This is a genomic window from Mycobacterium sp. NGS27 (assembly GCF_059813005.1).
In genome coordinates this window covers 13,538-37,066 of record NZ_JCALDT010000001.1, presented here as the reverse complement: position 1 = coordinate 37,066, position 23,529 = coordinate 13,538, and the positions used below count along the sequence as shown (strand labels likewise).

Here is a 23,529-nt window from a genome sequence, read left to right as displayed (position 1 = left end):
TCTTCGGGTCAACTTGCTTCTAGCGCGGTCGCGGCGCCAAGAATCCACTCTCGGCGAATCGGGTTGGTGATCTGCTCGCGGCGATAGATGGACCGGAGGTCGCGCAGAAGAGGATCCCGCTGCCAGGATTGCACCTGCCGCATGACGTCATCTTGGCCAAAAATGCCGGCTTTCTCAGAGATCACGGTGTCGACCAGCTGGCCCGCAAGCTGATGTAGCAGCCGGGCGTTCGCGTCGAATTGCGCGGAGAACTCGTCGCTTTCTCGCATCATTGCGGTGTGGAGGGTCACCATGAAATTGAAAGGCGAGTACAAATCAATGAATCCCGCTGACGGAGGAGACGTTTCGATGGCGGCCCACTCCCGGAAGAACGCCTGGGTACGGTTACTGAGACTGATGAGGCCCTTCAAGTGCGGCACGACCTGAGGATCGTCCGCGACGCTGACGAATCGACCGTTGCGATAGAGCAGACCTATGAATCCCCAATAGAAAGCGATATCCCAGATCACTTTGGCCGACATCACGGTGGGCGAGCCCATCAGGGTGTACTGATTGCAGTACACAGCAAGCCACATTTCGGTGAGTGATCGGAATAACGAGTCACTGATGCCCGCTCGTGCGACGACGTCTTCACCGTCGAGGTCGCGGGCGATCATGTCGGTGATCAGGCCGTTGCCGATCGCGATGAGATCGAGTCCCGATGAATACAACGGATCTAGAAAGACTCCGGAATCCCCGGTCAGACACCAGCGGTCACGGCCATCGAAGACTTTATCGACGCTGTGGCTGTAGTTCTTCATGACCCTGAAGTCTTTTATCAAGTGTTCGTGCTCCGCCAGGACCGCGGCACACTGTGGCTCGTGCTCGGCAAGCCAAGACCTGGCTTTGGCGAGCGTGTTGAAACGGTCGAAATCGTGGAAGGCGGGGTCGGCGACGATGCCGACACTGGTAGACCCCGACGCGAGCCGAATCAGCCAAACCCAGTAGCCCTGCCCCATCAGATGATTGGTTGAAAGCCCACGATCACCCTCGACGAGTCGCGCTTGCCACGTCGGGTCGTCGCTCCACTCGCCCACGTTCAATTCAGCGCCGACGCGTAGCCACACCGCATTGCAGTTGTGCTCGTTGGGGCGCGTCAGTTTCAGCCGACGCGGCAGCACACGGTTTCGCCCCGACGCGTCGACGACCCAGCGTGCCGTCGTGCGGGTAATCGTGTCACCGCTCTGCACGGAAACGAGGTGTGAGCGGACTCCTGGTCCGCGATCGACCGATACCACTCGCCCGCAGGTGATTTCGACCCCGCCGGACAGGCAACGCCGGTTGAGCTCGTTCTCCAACCTGCCGCGGTCGATTTGGTAAGTCACCTGGGGTATGAAAGAGGAGCTGCCAAGCTCCAGGCGCCGCGCGATGTCGGTGTTTGCGCCGTTCGAGAAAAACATTCGCAATCCCATTTTGCGGAGTTGCGAGCTATGCAAATGGTCGGCCAATCCGAGGCGCTCTCGGAGGTAATGTGCGGAAACCTCGACCGTCGACTCGCCTACCGTGTGGGTGACCTCAGGCACGGGGTGGGCATTCGATGAGATGACGAGGATCCTGGTCAGCGGGCGCGCTGTGAGGATTTCCAACGCCAAGGTGAGGCCGGCGACGCCGCCCCCGATGACGGCGACGTCGTGATCGGCGGCCAGGCTGTCGTCGTCCAACAGGGTCTTGATCCTGGTCGCCAAGGTCTCGCGTGCTTCCGAGCTCAAGTGCGACAGCTGCGCCCGCACGTCCACCTCTCGCAACTCCCAATCTATTCACTTACTTAATATTTAAGAAGGTTACACGAAATGATGGACCTTGCAAGCGAACGAGCAGATGGCTTTGATGCCGAGGGTCGCTGAGGAACTGCTCCACGGAATGTGATGGGGCAGAAGCGATATCGATGCGAAAGCGGAAGACTTCGCCAGACGGCGTCGCTGTTTTCTGGCTACCCTGGCCTCAATGGCCAGGAAAACGTTTATTTAGCTACTTTGTCTAATAGCAGAGCTTCGGCGATGGCCGCGCGTTCGAGCACGCTCAGATGCAGGCTCTCGTTGATGCTGTGGGCTTGCGTGGCGGGATCTTCCACGCCGGTCACGAGGATCTTCGCCTGCGGGAATGCCTCGGCGAACTCGGCGATGAACGGGATCGATCCGCCCATGCCCATGTCGATCGGATCGGTCCCCCACCCTTGCCGGAACGCGGCCCGCGCCGCGTCGTAGACGCTGCCGGTTGCGTCGATGGCGTAGGGCTCGCCGACGTCGCCGCGGGTGACGCTGACGTGTGCGCCCCACGGCGCGTGCTGTTGCAGGTGGGCGGCCAACGCATCCAGGTGCGCCGCGGCGTCCCCGCCCGGCGCGACGCGCATGCTGATCTTGGCCCGGGCCCGTGGGATGAGGGTGTTCGAGGCTTTCTCGATGGGTGTGGTGTCGATACCGATCACGGTGATCGCGGGTTTGGCCCACAGTCGCTGCGGTGCCGAACCCGATCCGATCTCGGACACCCCATCCAGCAGGCCGGAGTCCGAACGCACCCGCTCGGGTGGGTAATCCACTGGGGCGGCGGTACTTTCGTGCAGTCCGGCGACGGCCACGTTGCCGTCGTCGTCGTGCAGGCTGGCCAACATTCGCACCAGCACGCTCAGCGCGTCGGGCACCACGCCGCCCCAAATGCCGGAGTGCAGGCCGTGATCGAGCGTGGCGACTTCGACGACGCAGTCGACCATGCCCCGTAGCGTCACCGTCAGCGCCGGGACTTCGGTGCTCCAGTTGTCCGAGTCGGCGATGACGATCACGTCGGCGGCAAGCGCGTCGCGGTGGGCGGCCAGCAGCCGGCCCAGCGATGGCGACCCGGATTCCTCCTCGCCCTCGACAAAGACCGTGACGCCCACCGGCGGTTGACCGTCGTGCGCCCGAAATGCCGCCAAATGCGTTGCGATGCCGGCTTTGTCGTCGGCGGTTCCGCGGCCGTAGAGCCGGCCGTCGCGCTCGGTGGGCTCGAAAGGCGGCGACACCCATTGGCTGCGGTCGCCCTCGGGCTGCACGTCGTGGTGGGCGTACAGCAGCACCGTCGGCGCGCCGGCAGGCGCGGGGTGGTGAGCGATGACCGCCGGCGCTCCCCCTTCGCTGACGATGCGTACATCGCCGAAACCGGCCTGCGACAACAGATCCGCGACGGCCTGCGCGCTGCGGTGTACCTCGTCGCGGCGGCCGGGGTCCGCCCACACCGATTCGATGCGCACCAGGTCTTCCAGATCGCGGCGCACCGACGGCAGCAGCTCGCGGACGCGCTCAACCAGATCGCTCATGGGATCGAGGCTAGTCGGCCCGCGCCGAGCTGGGGGCACCTCCCGCTCGCGGGCGTCACGCTGGCGTGACCCTCGACGCCAGCGCTAGTCGGCCGCCGTCTCCAAAATGGCCACCGCGGCGGCCGTATCCGCTTCGTGCGTCAGCGACACGTGAATGATCACGTCGGCCAGGTGCTTGGCGATGTCGCCGCTCAATCGAACCCGCGGGCGGCCCCACATGTCGGTGACGACCTCGATGTCGCGGTGGATGTCCTCCGGCAGCACCGGACGCTGGGCGAACCGCGACCCCGACCATGCCTTGATCACGGCCTCCTTCGCGGCCCAGCGGGCCGCCAGGTGACGCGCCGCCGACGAACTCTTGTCCGAGGCGTCGCGGCGCTCCCCCGGGGTGAACGTCTCGGAGAAGACGGTTCCCGGTTGATCGACCTGCTCGGCGAAATCAGGAATGGAGACGAGATCGATCCCCACACCGACAATTCCCATGGGTCGCCAGGCTAACGGATCGCCGACGTCATCCGGCGGAGACCCGGTAGGCCTCGCCGTCACCCAGGCGCGAGGCCGGGTTCAGCAGCATCGCGGCCTCCTGACGCTTCTCCGGCGCTTCGTTGTCGAAGCGCCGGTTCGGCGGCCGCTCATACATCGGCGCTCCACCGGCGATCGCCGACGCGAGCCGACGCTGACCGGCCAGCACGCGTGCGCCCGCGCGGCGCTGGTAGTCCGCACGCTGCTCCGGGTCGAGCGCGGCGACGAACGCCTGCGGGTGCACCAGCGCGACCAGCCCCGAAACATGGCCGAACCCAAGGCTGGTCACCAACCCCGCCTTGAGCGGGAACCTGTCCCCGAGCCGCAGCGTTTCGCGCACCCAGACGAAGTGGGCCGAGCCGGCCAGTTCGTCGTCGACGCAATCCAGGCTCCGGTTGGGCGGGATCACCCCGTCGCGCAGCATCTGGCAAAGGCCCATCATCTGGAAGACCGCCGCGCCGCCCTTCGCGTGCCCGGTGAGGCTCTTCTGCGACACCACGAACAACGGAGCGCCCTCGGAACGGCCCAGCGAGTCGGCGAGCCGCTCGTGCAGTTCGGTCTCGTTGGGATCGTTGGCCAGGGTCGACGTGTCGTGCTTGGACACCACCGCGACGTCGTCGGCTCCCACCCCGAGCTTGGCCAGCGACCGCGCCAGCATCGAATCCTTGCCGCCGCGACCGGCACCCAGCGCGCCCAGCCCCGGCGCCGGGATCGAGGTGTGCACGCCGTCGGCGAACGACTGCGCGTAGGCCACCACGGCCAGTACCGGCAGACCCATCTTGAGCGCCAGGTCGCCGCGCGCCAGCAGGATCGTGCCGCCGCCCTGCGCCTCGAGGAATCCCAGCCGGCGTCGATCGTTGGGCCGCGAGAACTTCGAGTCGTGGATGCCCCGGCCCCGCATCATGGAAGTGTCGGCGGTGGCCGCCATGTCACCGAAGCCGATGATGGCTTCCAGCGTCAGGTCGTCGAATCCGCCGGCGACCACGAGCTCCGCCTTGCCGAGACGGATCTTGTCGACGCCCTCCTCGACCGACACCGCCGCGGTCGCGCACGCGCCCACCGGGTGGATCATCGCGCCGTAGCTGCCGACGTAACTCTGAATGACATGCGCGGCAACGACGTTCGGCAGAACTTCCTGCAGGATGTCGTTCGGCTTGCTCCGGCCCAGCAGGTTGCCGTGGTACATCGTCTGCATCGACGTCATCCCGCCCATGCCGGTGCCCTGCGTGCTGGCCACCAGGCCCGGGTGCACCCACCGCATCAACTCGGCCGGGGTGAATCCCGACGACAGGAACGCGTCGACGGTCGCGACGATGTTCCACAGCGCCACCCGGTCGGTCGAGCTGGCCATGTCCTGACTGATGCCGAACACGGTCGGGTCGAACCCGGTGGGAATCTGCGCACCAACGGTCCGCGACAGCTTGGTCTTCCGCGGCACCCGGATCTCGGTGCCGGCCTTGCGGATGACCTGCCAGTCGCTGGAGTCGGGCACCGGCCGGATGACCGTGTGTTCCGGGTCGAACTCGACGAAGGCGCGCGCGTCGGTCTCCGAGGACACCACGAACGCGAAGTCCTTGTCCAGGAACACCGACACCAGCAGCGGCGCGGCGTGGTCGGGGTCGATCGCGCCGTCGTCGACGAATTCGCGGATGCCGCAACGCTCGACGACGGCGTCGTGGTAGCGCTCCACCAGCTCGGACTCATCGAAAAGGTCACCGGATTGCGTGTCGTACCAACCGGGTTGGGGGTCGTCCTCCCAGCGGATAAGGCCGGTGGTCCAGGCCAACTCCAGGACGCCCGCCGCCGACAGTTCGTTGTCGACCTCCATCTCGAAGCGGGTCCGCGACGAGCCGTAGGGGCCCAGTTCCGCGCCACCGACGATGACCACCAGATCGGCCGGGTCGACGTCGAGGTCCGCCCATTCCGGCGGCGGCGCCGGGGCGAAGCCGCGCGGCGGGGACGGCAGCGCGGCAATGGTGCCCTCGGCCCCGGAGGCTTCGGCCTCGTCGTCCGATGCCGAGGTGGCTTGCTCGCGGGCCTTGGCGGCCAGCTCGGCCATGTCGAGGTTGGCCTCGCCCAGCCCGCCGGTCAGGTCGGCCTTGATCGGCGCGGCGGCCGCGGCGACCTTGGACTCGATGTCGCAGAGCGACAGCAACATTGCGGCCATCTCGTCGGTCGAGTATGTCGTGACACCGGCCTCCTCGACCGCGTCGACGATGGCATCGTTGTGGCCCATCAGCCCGGTGCCACGAGTCCAGCCGATCAGCGCGTGCGCGAGGCTGACCCGGGCCGCCCACGAGGACTCGGCGTGCCAACGGCTCACCAGGGCGTCCAGCGCCGACTTGGCTTCGCCGTAAGCGCCGTCGCCGCCGAACATTCCGCGGTTCGGTGAACCCGGCAGCACCACGTGCAGCCGCGACGCGATGTCGCGCTCGGCGCCGATCTTCGACAGCCCGCCGATCAACCGCTGCACCGCCCACAGCAGCACCTTCATCTCCATCTCGGAGCGAGAGCCGGCCTCGGACAGGTCGCCCGCGACCCGCGGTGCGGCGAACGGGAACAACAGCGTGGGGGTCTGCGCGTCCTTGATGTGAATCGACTGCGGCCCAAGGCTTTCGGTCTGCTCGGTGCCCACCCACTCGACCAGCGCGTCGATGTCGGAGTAGGACGCCATGTTGGCCGCGACCACCCACAGGGCCGCGCCGAACCGGGCGTGCTCGCGGTAGAGGCCGCGGTAGAAAGCCAACCGCTCGTCGTCGAGCTTGGACGTGGTGGCGATGACGGTGGCACCGCCGTCGAGCAGTCGCCCGATCACCGACGCGGCAATCGAGCCCTTGGATGCGCCGGTCACCACGGCGACTTCGCTGCTGTACGGGCCCGGGTCCGGGTTCTCGGCGCCGGCCGCGATGCGGCCGTACAACGACGCGTGGATCTGACGGCCGGCCGACAGGGCCTTGCCCTGCCACCAGGTGGCCTGCGTGGCCACGACATGGCCTGCGCCCTCGAACCTTTCGGACAGATCGACCCACCGGGCGTCGATGTCGCCCTCGTCGCTCAGCCAGAGCTTGACCAGGTCTTCGCGCGCGCTGGCCCATCGGTCGTCGAACAGTACGGCCTTCTTCGGCTCGAACACCGGCGCCACCAGGCGTGGCCAGTCGGCGCCGAGTTCGGCGGTGACCAGGTCGATGAGCTCGGCGTCGGTGGCCGCCGGCGAAGCGGTGACCGGGTCGTCGAGGCCCAGCTGGTTGAGCACCAGGCGGGCCGCCGAGGCCAGCACACCGTCGCGGCCGGTGATCTGGTCGGTGAATTCGCCCAGCGCGGTGGCGTCGATGGTCGCTCCGCCACCGCCGCCCGAAGACGGCAGCGCAACCGCGATGCCACGACGCGCGGCGACGGAAGCCACCGCGGCATCGATCGCCTTGTCGACGGACGCGGCGTCGGCCAGCGCACCTTCGTGCAGGTGACCCATGGCGCCACCCCGGACGCTGGTCCCCTCGCGGGTCCCCAGTGCGACCTCGACCGTGACGTGCTTCGCCCAACCCTCGCCCAGTTCCCAGGTCTTCTTGACCCGCTCGGCGATGGCCCCGGGGCGCTTGCCCGAGGGCCCCAGCACCGTGCGCAGCTGGTCGTTGATCGCGTCGGAAAGCACTGGGCCGTAAGGCTTGTAGGTGCGGGCCAGCTTGGTCACCTGCGCGCGCAACCCGGCCAGGTCGGCTTCGGCCGCGCCGTCGATGGCGCCCAGGTTCAGCTCCGAACCCAGGTCCACCAGCAGCTGGTTGCGCCGCGACGACGCGCCGTCGGTGATGGATTCGATGGAGTCCAGCTCCTCGATCTGATCGATGCGCATCTTCGCCGACAGCGCGATCAGCGCGAGTGTGGCGTCGGCGGCATCGAATCCGATGTCGTCCGGTCGGGCCGCGCCCGACGGCGCGGTCGGCGCGGCGGCGGGGGCCGGTGTGGCCGCGGCCCCTTCCGGCGCTGACGCACTCTCGGCGGGCACCTCCGGCTCGTCCTCGGGCTCCGGCTCGGGGTCGGTGTCGGTGGCGAACAGCACCGCCGCGTCGCGCTCGGCGTTGAGCACTTCGACTGTGCTGTGGGCATATTCGGGCAGCTTGAGGGTATTGGTGGCCAGGCCCGCGACGGTCGGTGCGGACTTCACACCGATCTCGACGAACCGCTCCACGCCGCGACCGCCGGCGGCCTCTTCGGTGAACAGCAGGTCCTGGGTTTCGATCCAGCGCACCGGGCTGGCGAATTGCCATGCCAGCAGCTCGATGAGGACGATGCGGGCCATCTCGATCCGGCGCTCGGCGAGCCAGGTGTCGTAGTCGGCGAGGATCGGGTCGAGCGGCTCGGCCGGCACGAGGTCGCGGATCTCCTGGATGAAGTCGCGGTCCAGGGTGAACGGACGCGGCACCAGGTTGGGGATGTAGCGCCCGATGATGACGTCGGGATCCTTGTCGCGCGGCATGACTCGGTCGAGCGATCGCCGGAACTCCGCCACACCGACCCGCAACACCCGCGAGTGGAACGGCACGTCGATACCGGGCACCAAGATGAACGAGCGCTTGCCGCCGGTGATCTTGCGGCGCCGCTCCACCTCGGCCTCGAGCTCCTCCAGGCCGCGCACGGTGCCCGCGATCGCATACTGCGACCCGCGCAGATTGAAGTTGACGATCTCAAGGAACTCACCGGTATTCGCCGCAATATCGGCGACGAATTCCGGAACCTCGTCGTCGGGCAGATCGATCTGCGACGGCCGAATGGCCGCCAAGCGATAGTTGGACCGGCCCAGCTCGTCGCGAGGCACGATGTCGTGCATCTTCGATCCGCGGTGAAACACCGTCTCCAGCAAAGCTTCCAGCTCGTAGATGCCGGTCACGCAGGCCAGCGCGGTGTACTCGCCGACGGAGTGACCGCAGGCGATCGCGTCTTCGACGAAGGCGCCTTGCTCGCGCATCTCGGCGACCTGCGCGGCGGCCACCGTGGCCATCGCGACCTGGGTGAACTGCGTCAGGTACAGCACGCCTTCGGGGTGGTTGTAGTGCACACCGCTGGCGATGATGCTGGTCGGGTTGTCGCGCACCACATGCAGAACCGAGAAGCCCAGCGTGTCGCGGGTGAACTTGTCGGCTTTGTCCCACACCTTGCGGGCGGCCTTGGACCGGGCCCGGACGTCCATGCCCATGCCCTTGTGCTGAATACCCTGCCCGGGGAACGCATAGACCGTGCGCGGGGCCGCCAGACGTGCCGTCGCCGACATCACCAGATCCGATCCGATCTTGGCGGCGACCTCCAAAACCTCTGCGCCCTGGTCGATTCCGACCCGCTCGACGCGGAACGCGACCTCGTCGCCGGGACGCACCATGCCCAGGAACCGGGCGGTCCAGCCGATCAGCCGCGCCGGCGGGCGCGCCTGACCATCGGTGGCGGTCACCGCGTGCTGGGCGGCGGCCGACAGCCACATGCCGTGCACGATGGGCGAATCCAGGCCGGCCAGCAGCGCCGCGGCCCGGTCGGTGTGGATGGGGTTGTGGTCACCGGAGACCACCGCGAACGGCCGCATGTCGACCGGGGCGGTGATGGCGACGTCGCGGCGGCGCCGACGCGGAGTGTCGGTCGCGTTTTGCGAGACCGCACCACCGGCGCGCGTCGGGTCCGTCAGTTCGGCGGCGCCGGTGCGTCCTAGGATCGCGAAACGCTCCTGGAGGGTGGCGATCACCTGACCGTCGGTGTCGGCGATGGTGACCGAGACGGGGACGACGCGCCCCATGTCCGTGTCGAGGGCCACCGAAGCCGTTGCGCTGATTGTCAATCGGGCCTGGGCCTTCGGCAGGTTGCCGGTCATGTGGGCGGCATGGTCGAGATGCACCAGGCTCAACAGGCCCTCGACGACCGGCACACCGGCTTCGGTGACGGCCAAGCCGATCGCCGAGAAGACGGCGGGCCAGCACGGCCCGACGAGTGCGTCGGGGACGGTGGTGAGGCTGGGCGCCAACGGTTCTCCGAAAGTGGCCGTGACACCGGTGTGGTCGGCGACGCGTTCGGGGTCCCAGTCGACCGTGACGGTTGCGGTTCCGTCGGTGACGGCAGGCAAGAACTCCGGCCCGTCGACGCCTGCGGCGATGGCCAGCACCGCCCGCATGGCCGTGGCGGCATCATCTGTGGAGACCACCGGGGTGGCGCCGTCAACAGTGTTGGGCGGCAACGTGAATGGGATGTCGATCCACGTGCCCGATATGGGAACGCTGAGCACGACTCGGTCGTCGTCGACCTTAAGCTGCGCCCCGGTGGACGAATGTGTGGCGCGGCGGCTCTCGGGCCCGTCATGCACCAGCCAGTCGGAGGGATCGGCGATCCGATGGACCGGGTTGGTCGCGGTGCGGCCCGCCCATTGGACATCGGGGGCGTCCAGCACGACGGCCAGCGGCCCGGTGACGTCGGCGCGGCCGGTCCGGCGGGAGGTCACCGAGGTGGGCTCCACCCCGGCGGCGAGCGCCTCCTCGATGGCCGCCTGCTCGAAGCGGTCCAGCAGTTCACCGACGGGCTCGTCCATCCGGGTGATGCCGGCCACGGCGGCGGTACCCGGAATGATGCACACCTGATCGGCGTCGTAGCGCGCGTCGTGCGCCTGCCACAGCGAATCGCTGCGCCACCAGCGCCGCACATCCTTGTCGATCACCGGCACGAAGTTGACCGGCTTGCCCAGCAGCTTGCACAGCGAGACGAAGAACGGGACATCGGCCGGGTGCAGCTGCACACGTTCGGCGTCGGGGTAGTGCGCCAGCAGGGCGGCGATTGCCTCGGAAGGATTTTCCAGCAGCCGCGCGCCGTCGTCGGTGGAGCCGTCGAACAGCGTCTCGATGGGACCGAAATCCTGTGTGTGCAAACGCGCCTCGGCCCGCTGCAGCATCTGCTCGAAACGGTCGCGCCAGGTGTCGGCCAGCCATGGGCTGCCCGGCGACGCGGTGTCTGCGGTGGAATCGCCGTCGCCGATGGACAATTCGACGTAGCGCTGCAGCCACTGTAGGTAGGTCATCTCACCGGCATCGCCGAAGTACGGCTTGGCGGTGTTGGCCATGGCCGCGATGATCTCGTCGCGGCGCTCCGCGACCGCGTCGGCGTCACCGGCGACCTCATCGAGAAGCCGGCCGCACCGCGACGCGCTGTTGTCGATCTCATGAATGTCCGCACCGAGCTGGCTACGGCTGGAAGCCATTCCGCCGGAGGCTTTTCCGGCGCCGATCCACTGATCGGTACCCTGCGTCTCGACCAGCATCCGCTTGACCGACGGCGACGTGGTGGCCTCCTTGGCCGCCATCGCCGCGGTGCCGACCAGGATGCCGTCGATCGGCATCAGCGGGAAGCCGTACGCTTGCGCCCAGCGTCCCGACAGGTATTCGGCCGCCCGCTCCGGCGTGCCGATGCCACCGCCGACGCAGACGGTGATGTTGGAGCGCGACCGCAACTCGGAGTACGTCGCCAGCAGCAGGTCGTCGAGGTCTTCCCAGGAGTGGTGGCCCCCGGCGCGTCCACCCTCGATGTGCGCGATCACCGGCTTGGTGGACACCTCGGTCGCGATGCGGATGACGGAGCGGATCTGCTCGACGGTGCCCGGCTTGAAGACGACGTGACTGATGCCGACCTCGCCCAGCTCCTCGATCAGGTCGACGGCGTCCTCGAGGTCGGGGATGCCGGCGCTGATCACCAGGCCGTCGATGGCCGCGCCGGACTGGCGCGCCTTCTGCACCAGCCGCTTGCCGCCGACCTGCAGCTTCCACAGGTACGGGTCCAGAAACAGCGCGTTGAACTGGTAGGTACGACCGTCCTCGAGCAGCCCGGACATCTGCTCGATGCGGTCGGCGAAGATCTCCTCGGTGACCTGCCCGCCGCCGGCCAGCTCGGCCCAGTGTCCGGCGTTGGCCGCGGCGGCCACGATCTTGGCGTCCACGGTGGTCGGGGTCATGCCGGCCAACAGGATCGGCGAGCGGCCCGTCAGCCGGGTGAATTTCGTCGACAGCTTGACCCTGCCGTCGGGCAGGCGAACCAGCGTCGGAGCGTAGCTGGACCAGGCCCGCGCCACCTCGGGGACGGCCCCGACGGTGAACAGGTTGCGCTGCCCGCCGCGGGTCGCCGCGGGCACGATTCCTACACCCAGACCGCGGATCACCGGCGCGGTCAACCGGGTCAGGATGTCGCCGGGCCCCAGGTCGAGAATCCAGCGCGCCCCGGCATCGTTGACCCGGGTGATCTCCTCCACCCAATCGACCGGACGCACCAGGATCGACTCGGTCAGCTGCCGGGCCAGCCCGACGTCCAGGCCGACCTTCTCGGCCCAACCGCCGACGATGTCGATGCCATCGGCCAGCCGGGGCGTGTGGAAGCCCACCTCGACCTGCACCGGATCGAAGACCGGCGCGAAGACGTCACCGCCGCGCAGTTTGTTCTTCCGGTCGGCTTCCTCCTTCTCCGAGATCTGCTGGCAGTAGAGCTCGAACCGGGAGAGCTGCTCGGGGGTGCCGGTGATGACGACCGAGCGGCGGCCGTTGCGGATGGACAAGACGGGCGGCAACACGGTGCGCACGTCCTGTGCGAACTCGTCGAGCAGCCGGCCGATGCGTTCGGGATCGGCGTTGGTGACCGACACCATCGGCGGGCGGTCGCCAAGCACCGAGATGCCGCGCCGACGGGCCACCAGCGTCCCGGCCGCACCGATCAGCTGGGCCATTGCCAGCAGCTCGACATCGCGACCACCGCCGGCCTTCAGCGCCTCGACGGCGAGCACACCTTGCGAATGTCCTGCGACGGCGACCGGCGGTGTCGCCTTCAGGTCCATGCCTTGCCGGGCCAGCGCACGCACGGCCGCGATCTGGGTGAGCAGCACGCCCGGGATCGACACCGCGGCCGAGGTGAGGTGCTTGTCCGACGGGATCGGATCCTCGGCCGCCAGCGCACGCACCCACGACAGCGGCTCGAAGCCGATCGGTCGCACCACGACCAGCTCTTTGGCCACCGGTTCCAGGAGCAGGTTGACCTCGCCCGCCAGCGTTGCCAGTTCGCACTCGATCCCTGCCGACGACACCAGTTCTTCGAGGGTCTCGAGCCAGGCGCTGCCCTGGCCGCCGAATGCCACGGCGTAGGGCTCCCCGGCCGTCAGCCGGTCGACCAGAGCGAGGGCGTCCCCGGCGTGGGAGTTCTGACTCCCCTGCGGGCCGTGCCCGTCGCGGTCAGCGGACACCCGATCGTGCTCGTGGATCGTCACCTTGTTGTCTCCCCTGTATGCGTCTTTAGGTCTCGTTCGTCTGGCGGTTCACCACCGCAGGGCGGGGTCCTGTCGATGCGGCGTGGTTCAGCGTCGAATCACTAACCGGGAAACGGCCGGCCGATGTGTGGTCGGCGAACCGCCCGGGCGGCGCGACGGACTCCATCGGCTGTACTAAGAGTGTCATAAGGATTGGCCCTCGTTTTGCGTGCTGATCGGTTACTGGTGAGTTCTACGCATGGGTAACCGTGTCCTGGGTAACACGCGGTTTGACCGGCGGCGCGGAGCCGATTCACAAACCCGCTGCATGCAGGTGGTTACGGTCGAGTAGCTATAACTGCGCAGATCAAAGCTGTCTTGTTATCGAATCGTTACATAAAAATTTTTGGTCGCAAAGCGTCGTCGCGGCGCCGTCGGCCGCGGCTGACCGCGATCGGCCGCCCGCGCGCGTCTGAAAAATGAGCGAACGAGTGTTTGCTGGAATTTTTAAGAACGGGAGTCTCGGCCGCGCCCGGCGACGGCATCGGCCGCTAGGCCCACTGGCCGAATTCGGGCTTGAGGATCTCGTTGATGTCCACGCCGACCCCTCCGACGCTGCGTTTGTCGATCTCAACCTGGTGCAGATGGGCTGCCGGGTGGGCGTAGCCCTTGGGCGAGCCCCAATTGTGCTGCCAGAAGTAGGAGCCCAACCCGTCATGCAGCGCCCAGTCGATGGTCTTCGAATTGGCGTACACGCCTGTGCGCTGATGGCCGATCACCGATTCCCACGAGCGCAGGTAGGGCGCCACCTGGCTTTTGTACTGCTCATAGGACGGGTCGTCGTCGATCGAGGCATAGATAGGCGCGGTGGCGGGCCCGCCGGCCGCGGCGTGCAGCTGCATCCCTCGCTGTGCGTGCTGCAGGCCGGCGTTGGCACCGCCCAGCCAGTCCGCGGTGCTGGCCTTGCCGTACTGATAGCAGGACACGATTTTGAGCCCGTTGCTGTCGAGGTCGCGCGCTTCGCTGACCTGAATCGGTTTGCCGAGCATCCAGTTGCCGCCGGGGCGCCGATCGGAAACGTACCGAATCGACCCCACTGCACCGGCTGCCCGGATCTGGCTGGCCGGGATGACTCCGGCCGCGTAGTCCAGCAGAGTGCCGAGCGACGCCGATGCCCTCGGGACGCTCAGCGACGCGCCCGCGACGCCCGCGCCAAGCAGGGCCGGGGTCGCGGCCGCGATTTTAAGCAAATCGCGACGCGAAACGGATAACACAAGCCACAGAGTACGACAAACACCTCAGATACCACATTGATCACACGGGTCACAGGTGCGTCACAGTGCCACATCGGCGCTGAAGCGCGCCCGCCGCGCCCAACACCGCATAGGGACCGGTCACCGCCATCAGGCTCAGCAGCGACCGAATCTTGGGGTCGCCACGCTTGAGGCGTCTCAGCTCCACCAGGGCGTTGACGTTGTCGAGCGTGTCCACCATCAGGCCGATCCGTTGCCAACGCCGGCGGTTGGGCTCGTCACTACCGAGATAGCCGACACCAAGCGCCAGGGCGCGGGCGCCGAAAATGCGGATCAAATACTTGAGCTCCGTGGACAGCATGTGGTCGGGCACGCCGTTCATGCGAGTCTGAGAAGCTGGGTAGGCAAATGCGGTGGCGCCCAACAGGATCCGCCCGACCGCGGCCGCGGTGAATGCCCGGCGCAGAACCCTGGGTTGCGGCGGCGATGTGCGTGTCAGTGTGGTGTTCATAACTGCAGTTTTCGCCGCCGACGTAAGTGTGTCGATTACCTTCGAGGTAGTGGTTCACCTTCGCGCACGCGTTAGGTTCGAAAGATGTCCGCGGGGATAGCGGTGCGCGAGTGGCGCACTCGCCGGCGATTGAGCCAGATGGAACTAGCGCATCAGGTCGGTGTCTCGCCTCGCCACCTCAGCTTCGTCGAGACCGGCAGGGCCAATCCCAGCCGGGCCCTGTTGTTGCGCATCGGCGAGTCGCTGGATCTTCCGCTCGCCGCGCGCAACCGACTGCTGCTCGACGGCGGCTACGCACCCGTGTTCGGCGAGCACACCCTGGATGCCGAACGGATGAGGCCCGTGAAGGCGGCCGTCGACTCGGTGCTGGCCGGCCATGCCCCGTATCCGGCCATCGTCACCGATGCGTGCTGGAACCTGATAGCCGGAAATGTCGGTTGCGTCGTGCTCGCCGAGGGCGTTGACCCGGAGTTGCTGCGCCCGCCGATCAACGTCATGAAATTGTGCCTGCATCCGCAGGGATTGGCGCAGCGACTACTCAACCGCGCCGAGGTGCACTCGGCGATCATCGGTCGGGTTCGCCGGCACGCGCAGGCCACGGCGGCACCCGACATCCGCCGTCTCTACGAGGAGCTGTCGAGTTATCCGGCGCCCCGGGGAGTCCAGCGCGGCGAGCGGACTGGCGAGCTGTACGTGCCGTTTCGAATGGTCACCCTGGACGAAACCGAGCTCCGGTTCGTCAGCACCATCGCGACCTTCGGTAGCCCGCTCGACATTTCGGTGGAGAGCCTGATCATCGAGTCGTTCTTCCCTGCTGACCCTGCCACCGCCGATTACCTGCACAACCTCGACAGCGATCAGCGTGTGCGCGCGATCGCGCGGCGATACCCCCAGGTGCTGCCCTTCCTCGGGTCCCGCTGACGCGCCGGGACTGCGGTTGGCCTTATTTTATTGTCACTATAAAGTTAGTAAAGTTATCGAGAGCGCTTGACTGCAATCGGAGATCAGATGGATCACGACCAGCTCATCGACCTGACACGGCGCGCGTTGAAGTTGGCGCGGGACAAGGCGACCGATCTCGCTCCGGCCCAGCACACGGTCGACGCGCGTGACTACACCAGTCTCGAGCGGCACCACCGGGATCGGGCCATGCTGCTGGCCAGCCCGCAGTTGGTCGGCTACGTCTCGGAACTTCCCACTCCGGGTTCGTATTGCACGAAAACGGTGATGGGGCGGTCCATTCTGCTGACCAGAACATCAGCGGGAACGGTCAAGGCGTTCAGCAACGTGTGCTTGCACCGCCAGTCGCAGGTGGCGACGGGATGCGGCACCGCAAAGCGGTTCACCTGCCCATACCACGCCTGGACATACGACAACACAGGTCGCCTGGTGGCAGTTCCCGGGCGAGAGGGTTTCCCAGAAGTGACGGTCAAGTCCGATGGTCTGACCGAACTCCCGGCCACCGAGTTCGCCGGATTCCTTTGGGTGGCATTGAATCCCGAATCGACGTTGGATGTGGCGGCACACTTGGGCCCGCTCGCGGAGGAACTCGACTCGTGGGGCATCGGGCGCTGGTCACCGCTGGGCGAAAAGGTATTGGACTCCCCCATCAACTGGAAATTGGCGATCGACACGTTCGCCGAGAACTACCACTTCGCCACCGTGCATCAGCAGACGTTCGCCACGATTGCGCGCAGCAACTGCACGGTGTTCGACTCCTATGGGCCGCATCACCGGCTGATCTTCCCGCTGAACACCATTCTGGAGCTCGACGATGTGCCCGAGGATCAATGGAATCCGTTCCACAACATGGTGGTGATCTATGCGCTGTTCCCCAACATCGTGCTATCGGTGACCATCGCCAACGGCGAGCTGTTCCGGGTCTACCCCGGGGATCGGCCCGGTAGCTCAATCACCGTCCACCAGAACGCAACACCGCAGGACCTCGCCGATGAGTCGGTGGCCGCCGGCGCCCAAGCCGTCTTCGAGTACGCGCACGCCACCGTGCGCGACGAGGATTACCGGCTGGTCGAGGGGCTGCAGGCCAATCTCGAGTCCGGGGTCCGAGACCACTTGGTCTTCGGCCGCAACGAACCCGGGTTGCAGCATCGCCACATCACGTGGGACCGGGCGCTGTCGCGGTCAGCTGACCCCGGCTGACAGGACCGCGATCAGATCGTCGAGAAGCTGTGCCAGCGTGTGGTTTTCGGCAGACGCCACGTTGGACAGCAGTTCGACGGCGTCCTTGCGCCGGCCCGCCGCCACCAGCGGCGCGACCCGATCCACCATCGCCTGCAGCTCGGGCTCCGGCGGTGCCAGGCTCCCGACAGTCGTGGACAGCACCTCGACGAGTTCCCAATCCCGGTACAGCGCCAGCGATCGTTCATTGAACGCGAAGCCCGTCACCGGCTTTCCCCACATGGTCCCGTGGTAGCGATAGGGGCCCTCCATGTACTCGATCGGCAACCCGTGGGCCGGGGCCGCCACCAGCGGCTCGCCGATGAGATCCAATTGCAGTGTGGGGCAGGTGATCCGGTGCCGGTCGGGCATGTACCGGGCCGGCGCGAGAGGCCGCACCAGGGGCCGGATGGCCTCGGGCCACCGCACATAGCTGCTGACCGTGACCTCGATGTCTTCGGCACACTCCGGCGGGATCGCGGGGTCCGGGTAGCTCGTCGTGACACCGGTGAACGGCTGCAGCGCATTGCCGTCTTTGCGGTCGAACTGCCGCCAGATGCTCAGGTCCACCCCGTTGTCGAAATTGATCGTGCGCCATTCGTGTGACCGGGCCCGCGGGTCTCCCGCGGATCCCCCGCCGCCGGCGTATTTGGGGAACCACTGCCGATCGACGTGCCCACTGGTGCCGGACACCTGCTCGACCACGTTCCCCCAGCGCAGAGTGCCGGCCATCGCCATGCCGGTCTGGAAATAGGAGTAGGTATCGCTTTGACCGAAACAGACGATTTTTCCGTTATAGGTCGATGCACCAACTGGTGTCGGTGCGCGCGTTGGGGTTACGGCCAGATCAAGTCGCATGGGCCGCCCGGACTGATCCTTTCCGACCAGGCTGACCCGGTAGGTGTAGGGCAGCAGTTCGCCATCGCCGTTGCGACTGGTCGTCCACGACGCGGTTCCCGCGCTGCTGTGGTAGTTGATGTCGAGATGGCCCACCGCCATCGTCAGCTTGCGCTGGGCGCCGGGCTCCATGTTGGCAGGCGGCATGTCGTAATCGGTGAAGGTGCCGTATTCACCGGTGTCGAGGTCGAACAGCGCCATCGTGTAGAAGTCTGCGACGACCGTTCCCCCGGGCCGGTTCTTGTTGAAGATGGTCAGGAAGGCGAACGACCGATCGGCCTGGGCGGAGTCGAGTTGCCCGGCGATGAACCAGGTGTCCGACTCCTGGTCGGGGTGTTCGCCCTCGGCGGCGGGGAACTCCAACTGGCCGTCGCCGGGCACCAATTGAAACGGGTAACTGCGCCAATCGCTGGTCATAGAGGGCCTCGCTGCTTTTTTCGCTATGTTAGCGTGAATAGCGAAATTACGGCCACGGCCCGATCCCTGAGGAAGTGCCCCGATGACAGAGACTTCCGGCCATCGCTCCTATAACGAGCTGTTCATCGGGGGCCAGTGGCGCAAGCCCGCCAATCCCCAGCAGCTCTCGGTGATCTCGCCGCACTCCGAAGAGCCGGTCGGGCATGTCCAGGTCGCGGGCCCCGACGACGTCGAGGCCGCCGTCGCCGCCGCACGGCACGCGTTCGATCACGGTCCGTGGCCACGGATGAGCCATGCCGATCGAATGGCCAAAGTCGAGCAGCTCGCCGGGATCTACGCCGGCCATGCCGACGAAATGGCCGACCTCATCACCGACGAGATGGGGTCGCCGCGCAGCTTCAGCCGGATGGGCCAGGGGGCGGCCGCCGTAGCGCTGATCCACCTCTCGCTGGCCGCCGCGCGCGAGTTCCCGTGGGAGGAACGTCGCCAAGGTGTGCTCGGCGAAGTACATCTGCGCAGGGCCCCAGTCGGGGTGGTCGGCGCGATCGTACCGTGGAACGTGCCGCAGTTCTTGATCATGCCCAAGCTGATCCCGGCGCTGATCGCCGGCTGCACGGTCATCATCAAACCCGCACCCGAAACCCCTTTGGACGCTTTGTGGTTGGCCGAGATGATCGAGGAGATCGGGCTACCCGAAGGCGTGGTGTCGGTGCTGCCGGGCGGCCCCGAGATCGGTGAGGCGCTGGTGCGCCATCCCGGCGTGGACAAGATCGCGTTCACCGGGTCCAGTGCTGTCGGCCGCCGGATCGCCGCGCTGTGCGGCGAGCAGCTCAAGCGGGTGAGCTTGGAGCTGGGCGGCAAGTCGGCGGCGATCATTCTCGACGACGCCGACATCGGTAAGACGGTGGCGGGCCTGAAGTCCGCCGGGCTGATGAACAATGGCCAGGCGTGCGTCGCGCAGACCCGGATTCTGGTCAGCGACCGCAAGCATGACGAGGTCGTCGACGCGCTGGCCGACATGATGTCCGCGCTGAATGTCGGTGACCCGGCCGACGACGCCACGGACATCGGACCGCTTGTGGCCCAACGCCAACAGCGCCGCGTCCAGGACTACATCAAGTCGGGCCGCAGCGAAGGCGCCCGCGTTGTGCTCGGTGGCGAACAGAGCCCTTCCGAGCGGGGCTGGTATGTACAGCCGACGCTGTTCACCGACGCCACCAACGACATGCGCATCGCCCGCGAGGAGATTTTCGGTCCCGTGCTGACCGTGCTTCGCTACCGTGACGAAGACGACGCGGTCCGCATCGCCAACGAGACCGATTACGGCCTGGCCGGTTCGGTGTGGACCGCCGACATCCAGCACGGCCTTGAGGTCGCGGCCGCCGTCCGCACCGGGACCTATGGCATCAACATGTACACCCTGGACATCGGTGCACCGTTCGGCGGGTTCAAGCAGTCCGGCATCGGGCGCGAGTTCGGACCGGAGGGGCTAGATGAGTATGTCGAGCTGCAGACGCTGATCTGCAAAGGTCAGCTGCCGCCCGTATAAGGTTTCCGCTCGCCACCGCGGGTCGCGGCCAAGCCGCGCCAAAAGCGTTGCCTGCGCACCATTTCTGTCGCCGATCACGACTGGCGCACCGAACATCCCCGATGCGGCCAACGCCTGAAGGTCCTCCGGGAGAGCGGCGCAGAACATTTCGCACCACGAGGGGTCCACGCCGTCGTCGGCGCCCACCGCGCGGGCGAGGTCCCAGGTATGCACCAGGACGTCACGGGTCAGGTTCGGCATCAACCTGTAGGCATCGAGCTGCGTCGCTCCGCCGCACCCGAGGGCCTTCGCCAGCGAGTCGTAGGTGAGTTGCCACCGCGCCCGAGGATCATCGCGTGGCCGGTCGGGCTTCAATCCCAAGGGACGCAATAGAAGAACGTCATGGAACCCGATGACGTGCTCGAGCACTCCCCGCGCGTCCCACGCATCGCACGGCGACGGACGGTCCCACTTGCCGTTCGCCGCGGCGACCGCCGCGCCGAAGCGACGGCACACCGCCAAATGCAGTTCGCCGGCGTCATCCATCGCCGTCGCGCGGGGAGTCGGGCACGTGCAAGGTCAGCTCGACGGGACAGCACAGCGCGCCATGCTGATTGGTGACCTGAATCTCGACGTCGACCAAGCAGCGCGGAGGGTCGACCGAGGTGTCCCGGCGCTTCGCCACGGCCCGGCCCCGGCCGATCATCGTGTCGCCGGCATACACCGACCCGGCGAGCCGCATGGACCGCCGCACCACGCGCGAGCGCGGGCCAGCCCAGTCCGTCGCGATGCGGTCGGCGAATCCGGCCAGGTGCATCGTGTTGACGTAGATTGTCGGGTTCCCCTGAGCCGCAGCGTATTCCGGATCGAAATGGCCGGGGAAATAGTCCCACGTCGCTCCGGCGTTCTCCACCACCCGCTGGTAGCTGATGTGGTCGATCACCTCGGGCAGGTCGACCGGAACGGTGATCTGGTGCCACTCCAGGCCGTCGGCGCTCACGTGGACGCTTTCGGAGTGAACCGGAACAAGGTATTGCGACAAGTGGCCACCACGGTCTGATCCTGGCGGCGATAGGTCTCCAGCGTCTCGACGAAATGGCCGACGCCCAGCCGTGTCCGCTTCTCCGGCGACACCGAAACCAGCTCGTCGACGACGGTCAGCACGTCGCCCTCGACGATGGGTTGTGGAAACTCAACCTCGTTGGCCGCGTTGATGATTGTGGTGCCGGGCAGCGGCACCCGCAGGGCGATCAAGGAAGCCGCCCTCCTACCTCCCGGTTGCCATGGCGGTGCGACCAGCCAGCCCATCAACAGCGCCGGCGGCGCCAGCAGGCCACCCCAATGCAGGCGCGCGAAATCGGGATCCCAATACGAGCGATTGGCGTCGCGGACCATCGCGGCGAACAGCTGGATGCGCGCGGCGCTGACCGCGGTGGCTGCGGTGCGGGGCTCGCCTTTCGCGCCGACCATCCGCAGCGCGTCGTCGTACGTGCCGAAGGCCAGCCGCTCACCGAAATCCCGATCCACGTAATCGGCGCCGCTCACATGACGAGCGGGTGCCGACTTGGCACCGAATCCCACTGCAACATGCGGGAAGTGAAATACCAGCCGCCCCGCTCGTAGATCAGCGTGTCACGGAATATCCCGGTGGCGCGCAGCACGGTGTCGCCATAAAGGGCTGCGAAAAGCACGGCGACGCAATGCTGAGTCGCGTTGACGCCGTCGACCTGGATTTCGTGATCGACCGTGATCAGTCGCTGGCCATCGCCACCGTCGAAGGCCGAACGCAGGTCGTTGAACAGCTCGCCGTCGCGGGTGTAGCTGGCGCCGGAGTGGCGGAAGGTGGCGATCCAGCGGTCACGGTCACCGTCGGAATAGGCCCGATTGTGCCGGGCATCCAAATCCAGGATGGCGCCGCGTCCGGTGGCCGCTTGGAGCATTTGCTGTTCCTGATAAGTCATGGTCATCGCTTTTCAGCCTCTCTCGGAAATGACTGCCAACAACGGCTGACGGAACACTGAGACAACTCATCGACTACTAGCGACACTATCGGAACCTAACGGCTAACGACATACCCACTCTTTTCACGATCCCACGTAGTCGGATTGACGCCCCGTTCGCGCAATAAGTCTTTGCGTATCCGGCCGATCGCATTTTTCGGGAGTTCGCCAACGGTCTCCACGAATCGCGGCACACAGAAATACGGCATGCGTGACGCGCAGAAGTCGAGCAACTCCACGAAATCCAGTGTGGTGCCTGGTCGCAACGTAACGACCACCAGTACATCGTCCTCACCCAGTTCGCTGGGCACGCCGACCGCGGCGGCCTCCGCAACCGCGGGATGGCACATGACGACGCGCTCCACTTCGACCGAAGAGATGTTTTCGCCGCGGCGGCGCAGCGCATCCTTGGCACGGTCGACAAATGTCAGATTCTGATCGCAATCGAGGCGCCCGAGATCGCCGGTGCGAAACCATTCCGGATGCGGCCTTATTCGCGAGTCCGCCTCCACGTAACCCTCGCTCATCACGTGCGGATGCCTGGGCCGGCAGGCGATCTCACCCACGCTGTCGGCGGGTAGCGGGTTTCCTTGTTCGTCGAGGATCCGCACGTCGAAATCGGGATTGGGCCGACCCGACGTACCGGGAACCCCGGCGTCGGCCAGCGCCTTGACCGCGATGGGGAACGCCTCGGTGAGCCCGTACATCGTGACGATGCGGCAGCCGTAGCGCTTTTCGATGTCGCGGTGGGACTTCGCGTCGATCGGGGCGGCGGAAATGAACCGCAGCGGTAGCCGTGCGTCGTCCGGATCCGCGGGAAGACTCTGCAGCATCGAAACCATCGCCCCGGCGCCGGCGAATCCGACGGCACCGTGGGCGCGTATGTCATCCCACACCTCGCCCGGGTGAAAAGCCCCGGCCAGCACCGTCGTCGCACCTACCAGCATGGGCGCCAGGATGCTGGGCGCCGCGCTGAGGTGAAATAGCGGCATCGCCGTCCACAGCACTTCGCCCTCGCGAAATTCCCAGGCCGACGCGACGGTTGCGGCCACCGAAAACAGGTAGTGCCATGTCGTGGCGACTGCTTTGGATGGGCCGGTGGTTCCTGACGTGTAGAACAAGCAGCCAAGGTCGCCCGGATCTCCGGGGGCGTCGGTGGCTGCGCCTTCTGCGTTCCGAGCCAGCGCCTCCGTCAGTGAATCACCCTGCACCACAATGTTTGTCAGAGATTCTGCCGCGTCGGCAACCTCGACGGCGCGGGACTGGCGTTCGGCGTCGGTCAACATCACCTTGGCCTGCGACAGCCGAAGGGCGTGCAGCAGGAAGTCGCCCTTGTTCGCGGCATTGACCGCCGCGCTCACCGCCCCGATCCGCGCGGCGCCCAGCCAGAAGTACACCCACTCCGGACACGTGCCGGTGAACAGCGCGACGCGGTCTCCGCGCCCGACACCCAAGCCGGCCAACATGTTTGCCGCCGCACAGGACCGCTGCCGCATCTGCTCGAAGGTCACGTCGACACCGGCGATGGACATCATCACCCGATCGGGGTGCTGCCGCGCGCGGCGATCGAGCACGGCCGGCACGGTGAAACTGTCGACGCCGAAATCGGAGGGCCGTGCGGGCCCGCTGCGGTCAGCGCACATCGAGGTGTCTG

15 protein-coding genes are annotated in these 23,529 nt (G+C 66.7%); 3 read left to right on the top strand and 12 right to left on the bottom strand.

Annotated features, from left to right (window positions below; all coding sequences use genetic code 11):
• Positions 1-8: 8 nt before the first annotated feature.
• From AC5Y30_RS00135 to AC5Y30_RS00110, 6 genes are all read right to left on the bottom strand, one after another.
• On the bottom strand, positions 9-1,769 hold the full coding sequence (locus AC5Y30_RS00135; protein WP_499915264.1) for an NAD(P)/FAD-dependent oxidoreductase: 1,761 nt from the start codon (positions 1,767-1,769) through the stop codon (positions 9-11).
• 230 nt (positions 1,770-1,999) lie between these two features.
• Complete coding sequence (locus tag AC5Y30_RS00130) at positions 2,000-3,328, bottom strand: dipeptidase (protein ID WP_499915262.1); 1,329 nt, start codon at positions 3,326-3,328, stop codon at positions 2,000-2,002.
• Between the two features lie 84 nt (positions 3,329-3,412).
• Positions 3,413-3,811 (bottom strand): holo-ACP synthase AcpS, encoded by a 399-nt coding sequence (acpS, locus tag AC5Y30_RS00125; RefSeq protein WP_499915260.1) that lies wholly within the window; start codon positions 3,809-3,811, stop codon positions 3,413-3,415.
• Between the two features lie 28 nt (positions 3,812-3,839).
• On the bottom strand, positions 3,840-13,112 hold the full coding sequence (locus AC5Y30_RS00120) for a fatty acid synthase subunit beta domain-containing protein (RefSeq protein ID WP_499915258.1): 9,273 nt from the start codon (positions 13,110-13,112) through the stop codon (positions 3,840-3,842).
• Between the two features lie 530 nt (positions 13,113-13,642).
• Positions 13,643-14,365 carry a DUF1906 domain-containing protein gene (locus tag AC5Y30_RS00115; RefSeq protein WP_499915256.1) on the bottom strand — a complete coding sequence of 241 codons (723 nt, stop codon included), beginning with the start codon at positions 14,363-14,365 and terminating at the stop codon, positions 13,643-13,645.
• Between the two features lie 49 nt (positions 14,366-14,414).
• Positions 14,415-14,855 carry a hypothetical protein gene (locus AC5Y30_RS00110; protein ID WP_499915255.1) on the bottom strand — a complete coding sequence of 147 codons (441 nt, stop codon included), beginning with the start codon at positions 14,853-14,855 and terminating at the stop codon, positions 14,415-14,417.
• An 84-nt stretch (positions 14,856-14,939) separates the two neighbouring features.
• Here AC5Y30_RS00110 and AC5Y30_RS00105 point away from each other — a divergent pair, with 84 nt between their 5' ends.
• Both AC5Y30_RS00105 and AC5Y30_RS00100 read left to right on the top strand, forming a co-directional pair.
• A complete protein-coding gene (locus AC5Y30_RS00105; protein WP_499915253.1) occupies positions 14,940-15,776 on the top strand; it encodes a helix-turn-helix domain-containing protein in 837 nt (278 codons plus the stop codon).
• An 87-nt stretch (positions 15,777-15,863) separates the two neighbouring features.
• On the top strand, positions 15,864-17,015 hold the full coding sequence (locus tag AC5Y30_RS00100; RefSeq protein WP_499915251.1) for an aromatic ring-hydroxylating oxygenase subunit alpha: 1,152 nt from the start codon (positions 15,864-15,866) through the stop codon (positions 17,013-17,015).
• Here the strand turns inward: AC5Y30_RS00100 and AC5Y30_RS00095 are convergent.
• Positions 16,998-18,347: a lipocalin-like domain-containing protein gene (locus AC5Y30_RS00095; RefSeq protein ID WP_499915250.1), complete on the bottom strand. Its 1,350-nt coding sequence runs from the start codon at positions 18,345-18,347 to the stop codon at positions 16,998-17,000. The two genes, AC5Y30_RS00100 and AC5Y30_RS00095, sit on opposite strands and share 18 nt — an antisense overlap.
• An 82-nt stretch (positions 18,348-18,429) precedes the next feature.
• On the opposite strand from AC5Y30_RS00095, the gene AC5Y30_RS00090 reads away from it, so the two are divergent.
• Positions 18,430-19,896, top strand: a complete 1,467-nt coding sequence (locus tag AC5Y30_RS00090; RefSeq protein WP_499915248.1) for an aldehyde dehydrogenase — start codon at positions 18,430-18,432, stop codon at positions 19,894-19,896.
• On the opposite strand, the gene AC5Y30_RS00085 is transcribed toward AC5Y30_RS00090, so the two are convergent.
• The 5 genes from AC5Y30_RS00085 to AC5Y30_RS00065 form a co-directional block, all read right to left on the bottom strand.
• Positions 19,837-20,421 (bottom strand): maleylpyruvate isomerase N-terminal domain-containing protein, encoded by a 585-nt coding sequence (locus tag AC5Y30_RS00085; protein ID WP_499915246.1) that lies wholly within the window; start codon positions 20,419-20,421, stop codon positions 19,837-19,839. The genes AC5Y30_RS00090 and AC5Y30_RS00085 overlap by 60 nt on opposite strands.
• Positions 20,414-20,875 (bottom strand): MaoC/PaaZ C-terminal domain-containing protein, encoded by a 462-nt coding sequence (locus AC5Y30_RS00080; RefSeq protein WP_499915245.1) that lies wholly within the window; start codon positions 20,873-20,875, stop codon positions 20,414-20,416. Before AC5Y30_RS00080 ends, AC5Y30_RS00085 begins: the two co-directional genes overlap by 8 nt.
• Positions 20,872-21,402: a MaoC family dehydratase gene (locus tag AC5Y30_RS00075; RefSeq protein ID WP_499916670.1), complete on the bottom strand. Its 531-nt coding sequence runs from the start codon at positions 21,400-21,402 to the stop codon at positions 20,872-20,874. Before AC5Y30_RS00075 ends, AC5Y30_RS00080 begins: the two co-directional genes overlap by 4 nt.
• 14 nt (positions 21,403-21,416) lie before the next feature.
• Positions 21,417-21,842: a nuclear transport factor 2 family protein gene (locus tag AC5Y30_RS00070; RefSeq protein WP_499915243.1), complete on the bottom strand. Its 426-nt coding sequence runs from the start codon at positions 21,840-21,842 to the stop codon at positions 21,417-21,419.
• A gap of 89 nt (positions 21,843-21,931) precedes the next feature.
• The gene (locus tag AC5Y30_RS00065; RefSeq protein WP_499915241.1) at positions 21,932-23,518 is read right to left on the bottom strand and encodes an AMP-binding protein; all 1,587 of its coding nucleotides are present in this window, start codon (positions 23,516-23,518) and stop codon (positions 21,932-21,934) included.
• Positions 23,519-23,529: the final 11 nt, after the last annotated feature.

Coding starts and splice junctions, on each gene's coding strand:
- AC5Y30_RS00130 (WP_499915262.1), bottom strand. CDS start 3,328: ATGAGCGATCTGGTTGAGCGCGTCCGCGAGCTGCTGCCGTCGGTGCGC.
- acpS (WP_499915260.1), bottom strand. CDS start 3,811: ATGGGAATTGTCGGTGTGGGGATCGATCTCGTCTCCATTCCTGATTTC.
- AC5Y30_RS00110 (WP_499915255.1), bottom strand. CDS start 14,855: ATGAACACCACACTGACACGCACATCGCCGCCGCAACCCAGGGTTCTG.
- AC5Y30_RS00105 (WP_499915253.1), top strand. CDS start 14,940: ATGTCCGCGGGGATAGCGGTGCGCGAGTGGCGCACTCGCCGGCGATTG.
- AC5Y30_RS00100 (WP_499915251.1), top strand. CDS start 15,864: ATGGATCACGACCAGCTCATCGACCTGACACGGCGCGCGTTGAAGTTG.
- AC5Y30_RS00095 (WP_499915250.1), bottom strand. CDS start 18,347: ATGACCAGCGATTGGCGCAGTTACCCGTTTCAATTGGTGCCCGGCGAC.
- AC5Y30_RS00090 (WP_499915248.1), top strand. CDS start 18,430: ATGACAGAGACTTCCGGCCATCGCTCCTATAACGAGCTGTTCATCGGG.
- AC5Y30_RS00085 (WP_499915246.1), bottom strand. CDS start 20,421: ATGGATGACGCCGGCGAACTGCATTTGGCGGTGTGCCGTCGCTTCGGC.
- AC5Y30_RS00070 (WP_499915243.1), bottom strand. CDS start 21,842: ATGACCATGACTTATCAGGAACAGCAAATGCTCCAAGCGGCCACCGGA.
- AC5Y30_RS00065 (WP_499915241.1), bottom strand. CDS start 23,518: ATGTGCGCTGACCGCAGCGGGCCCGCACGGCCCTCCGATTTCGGCGTC.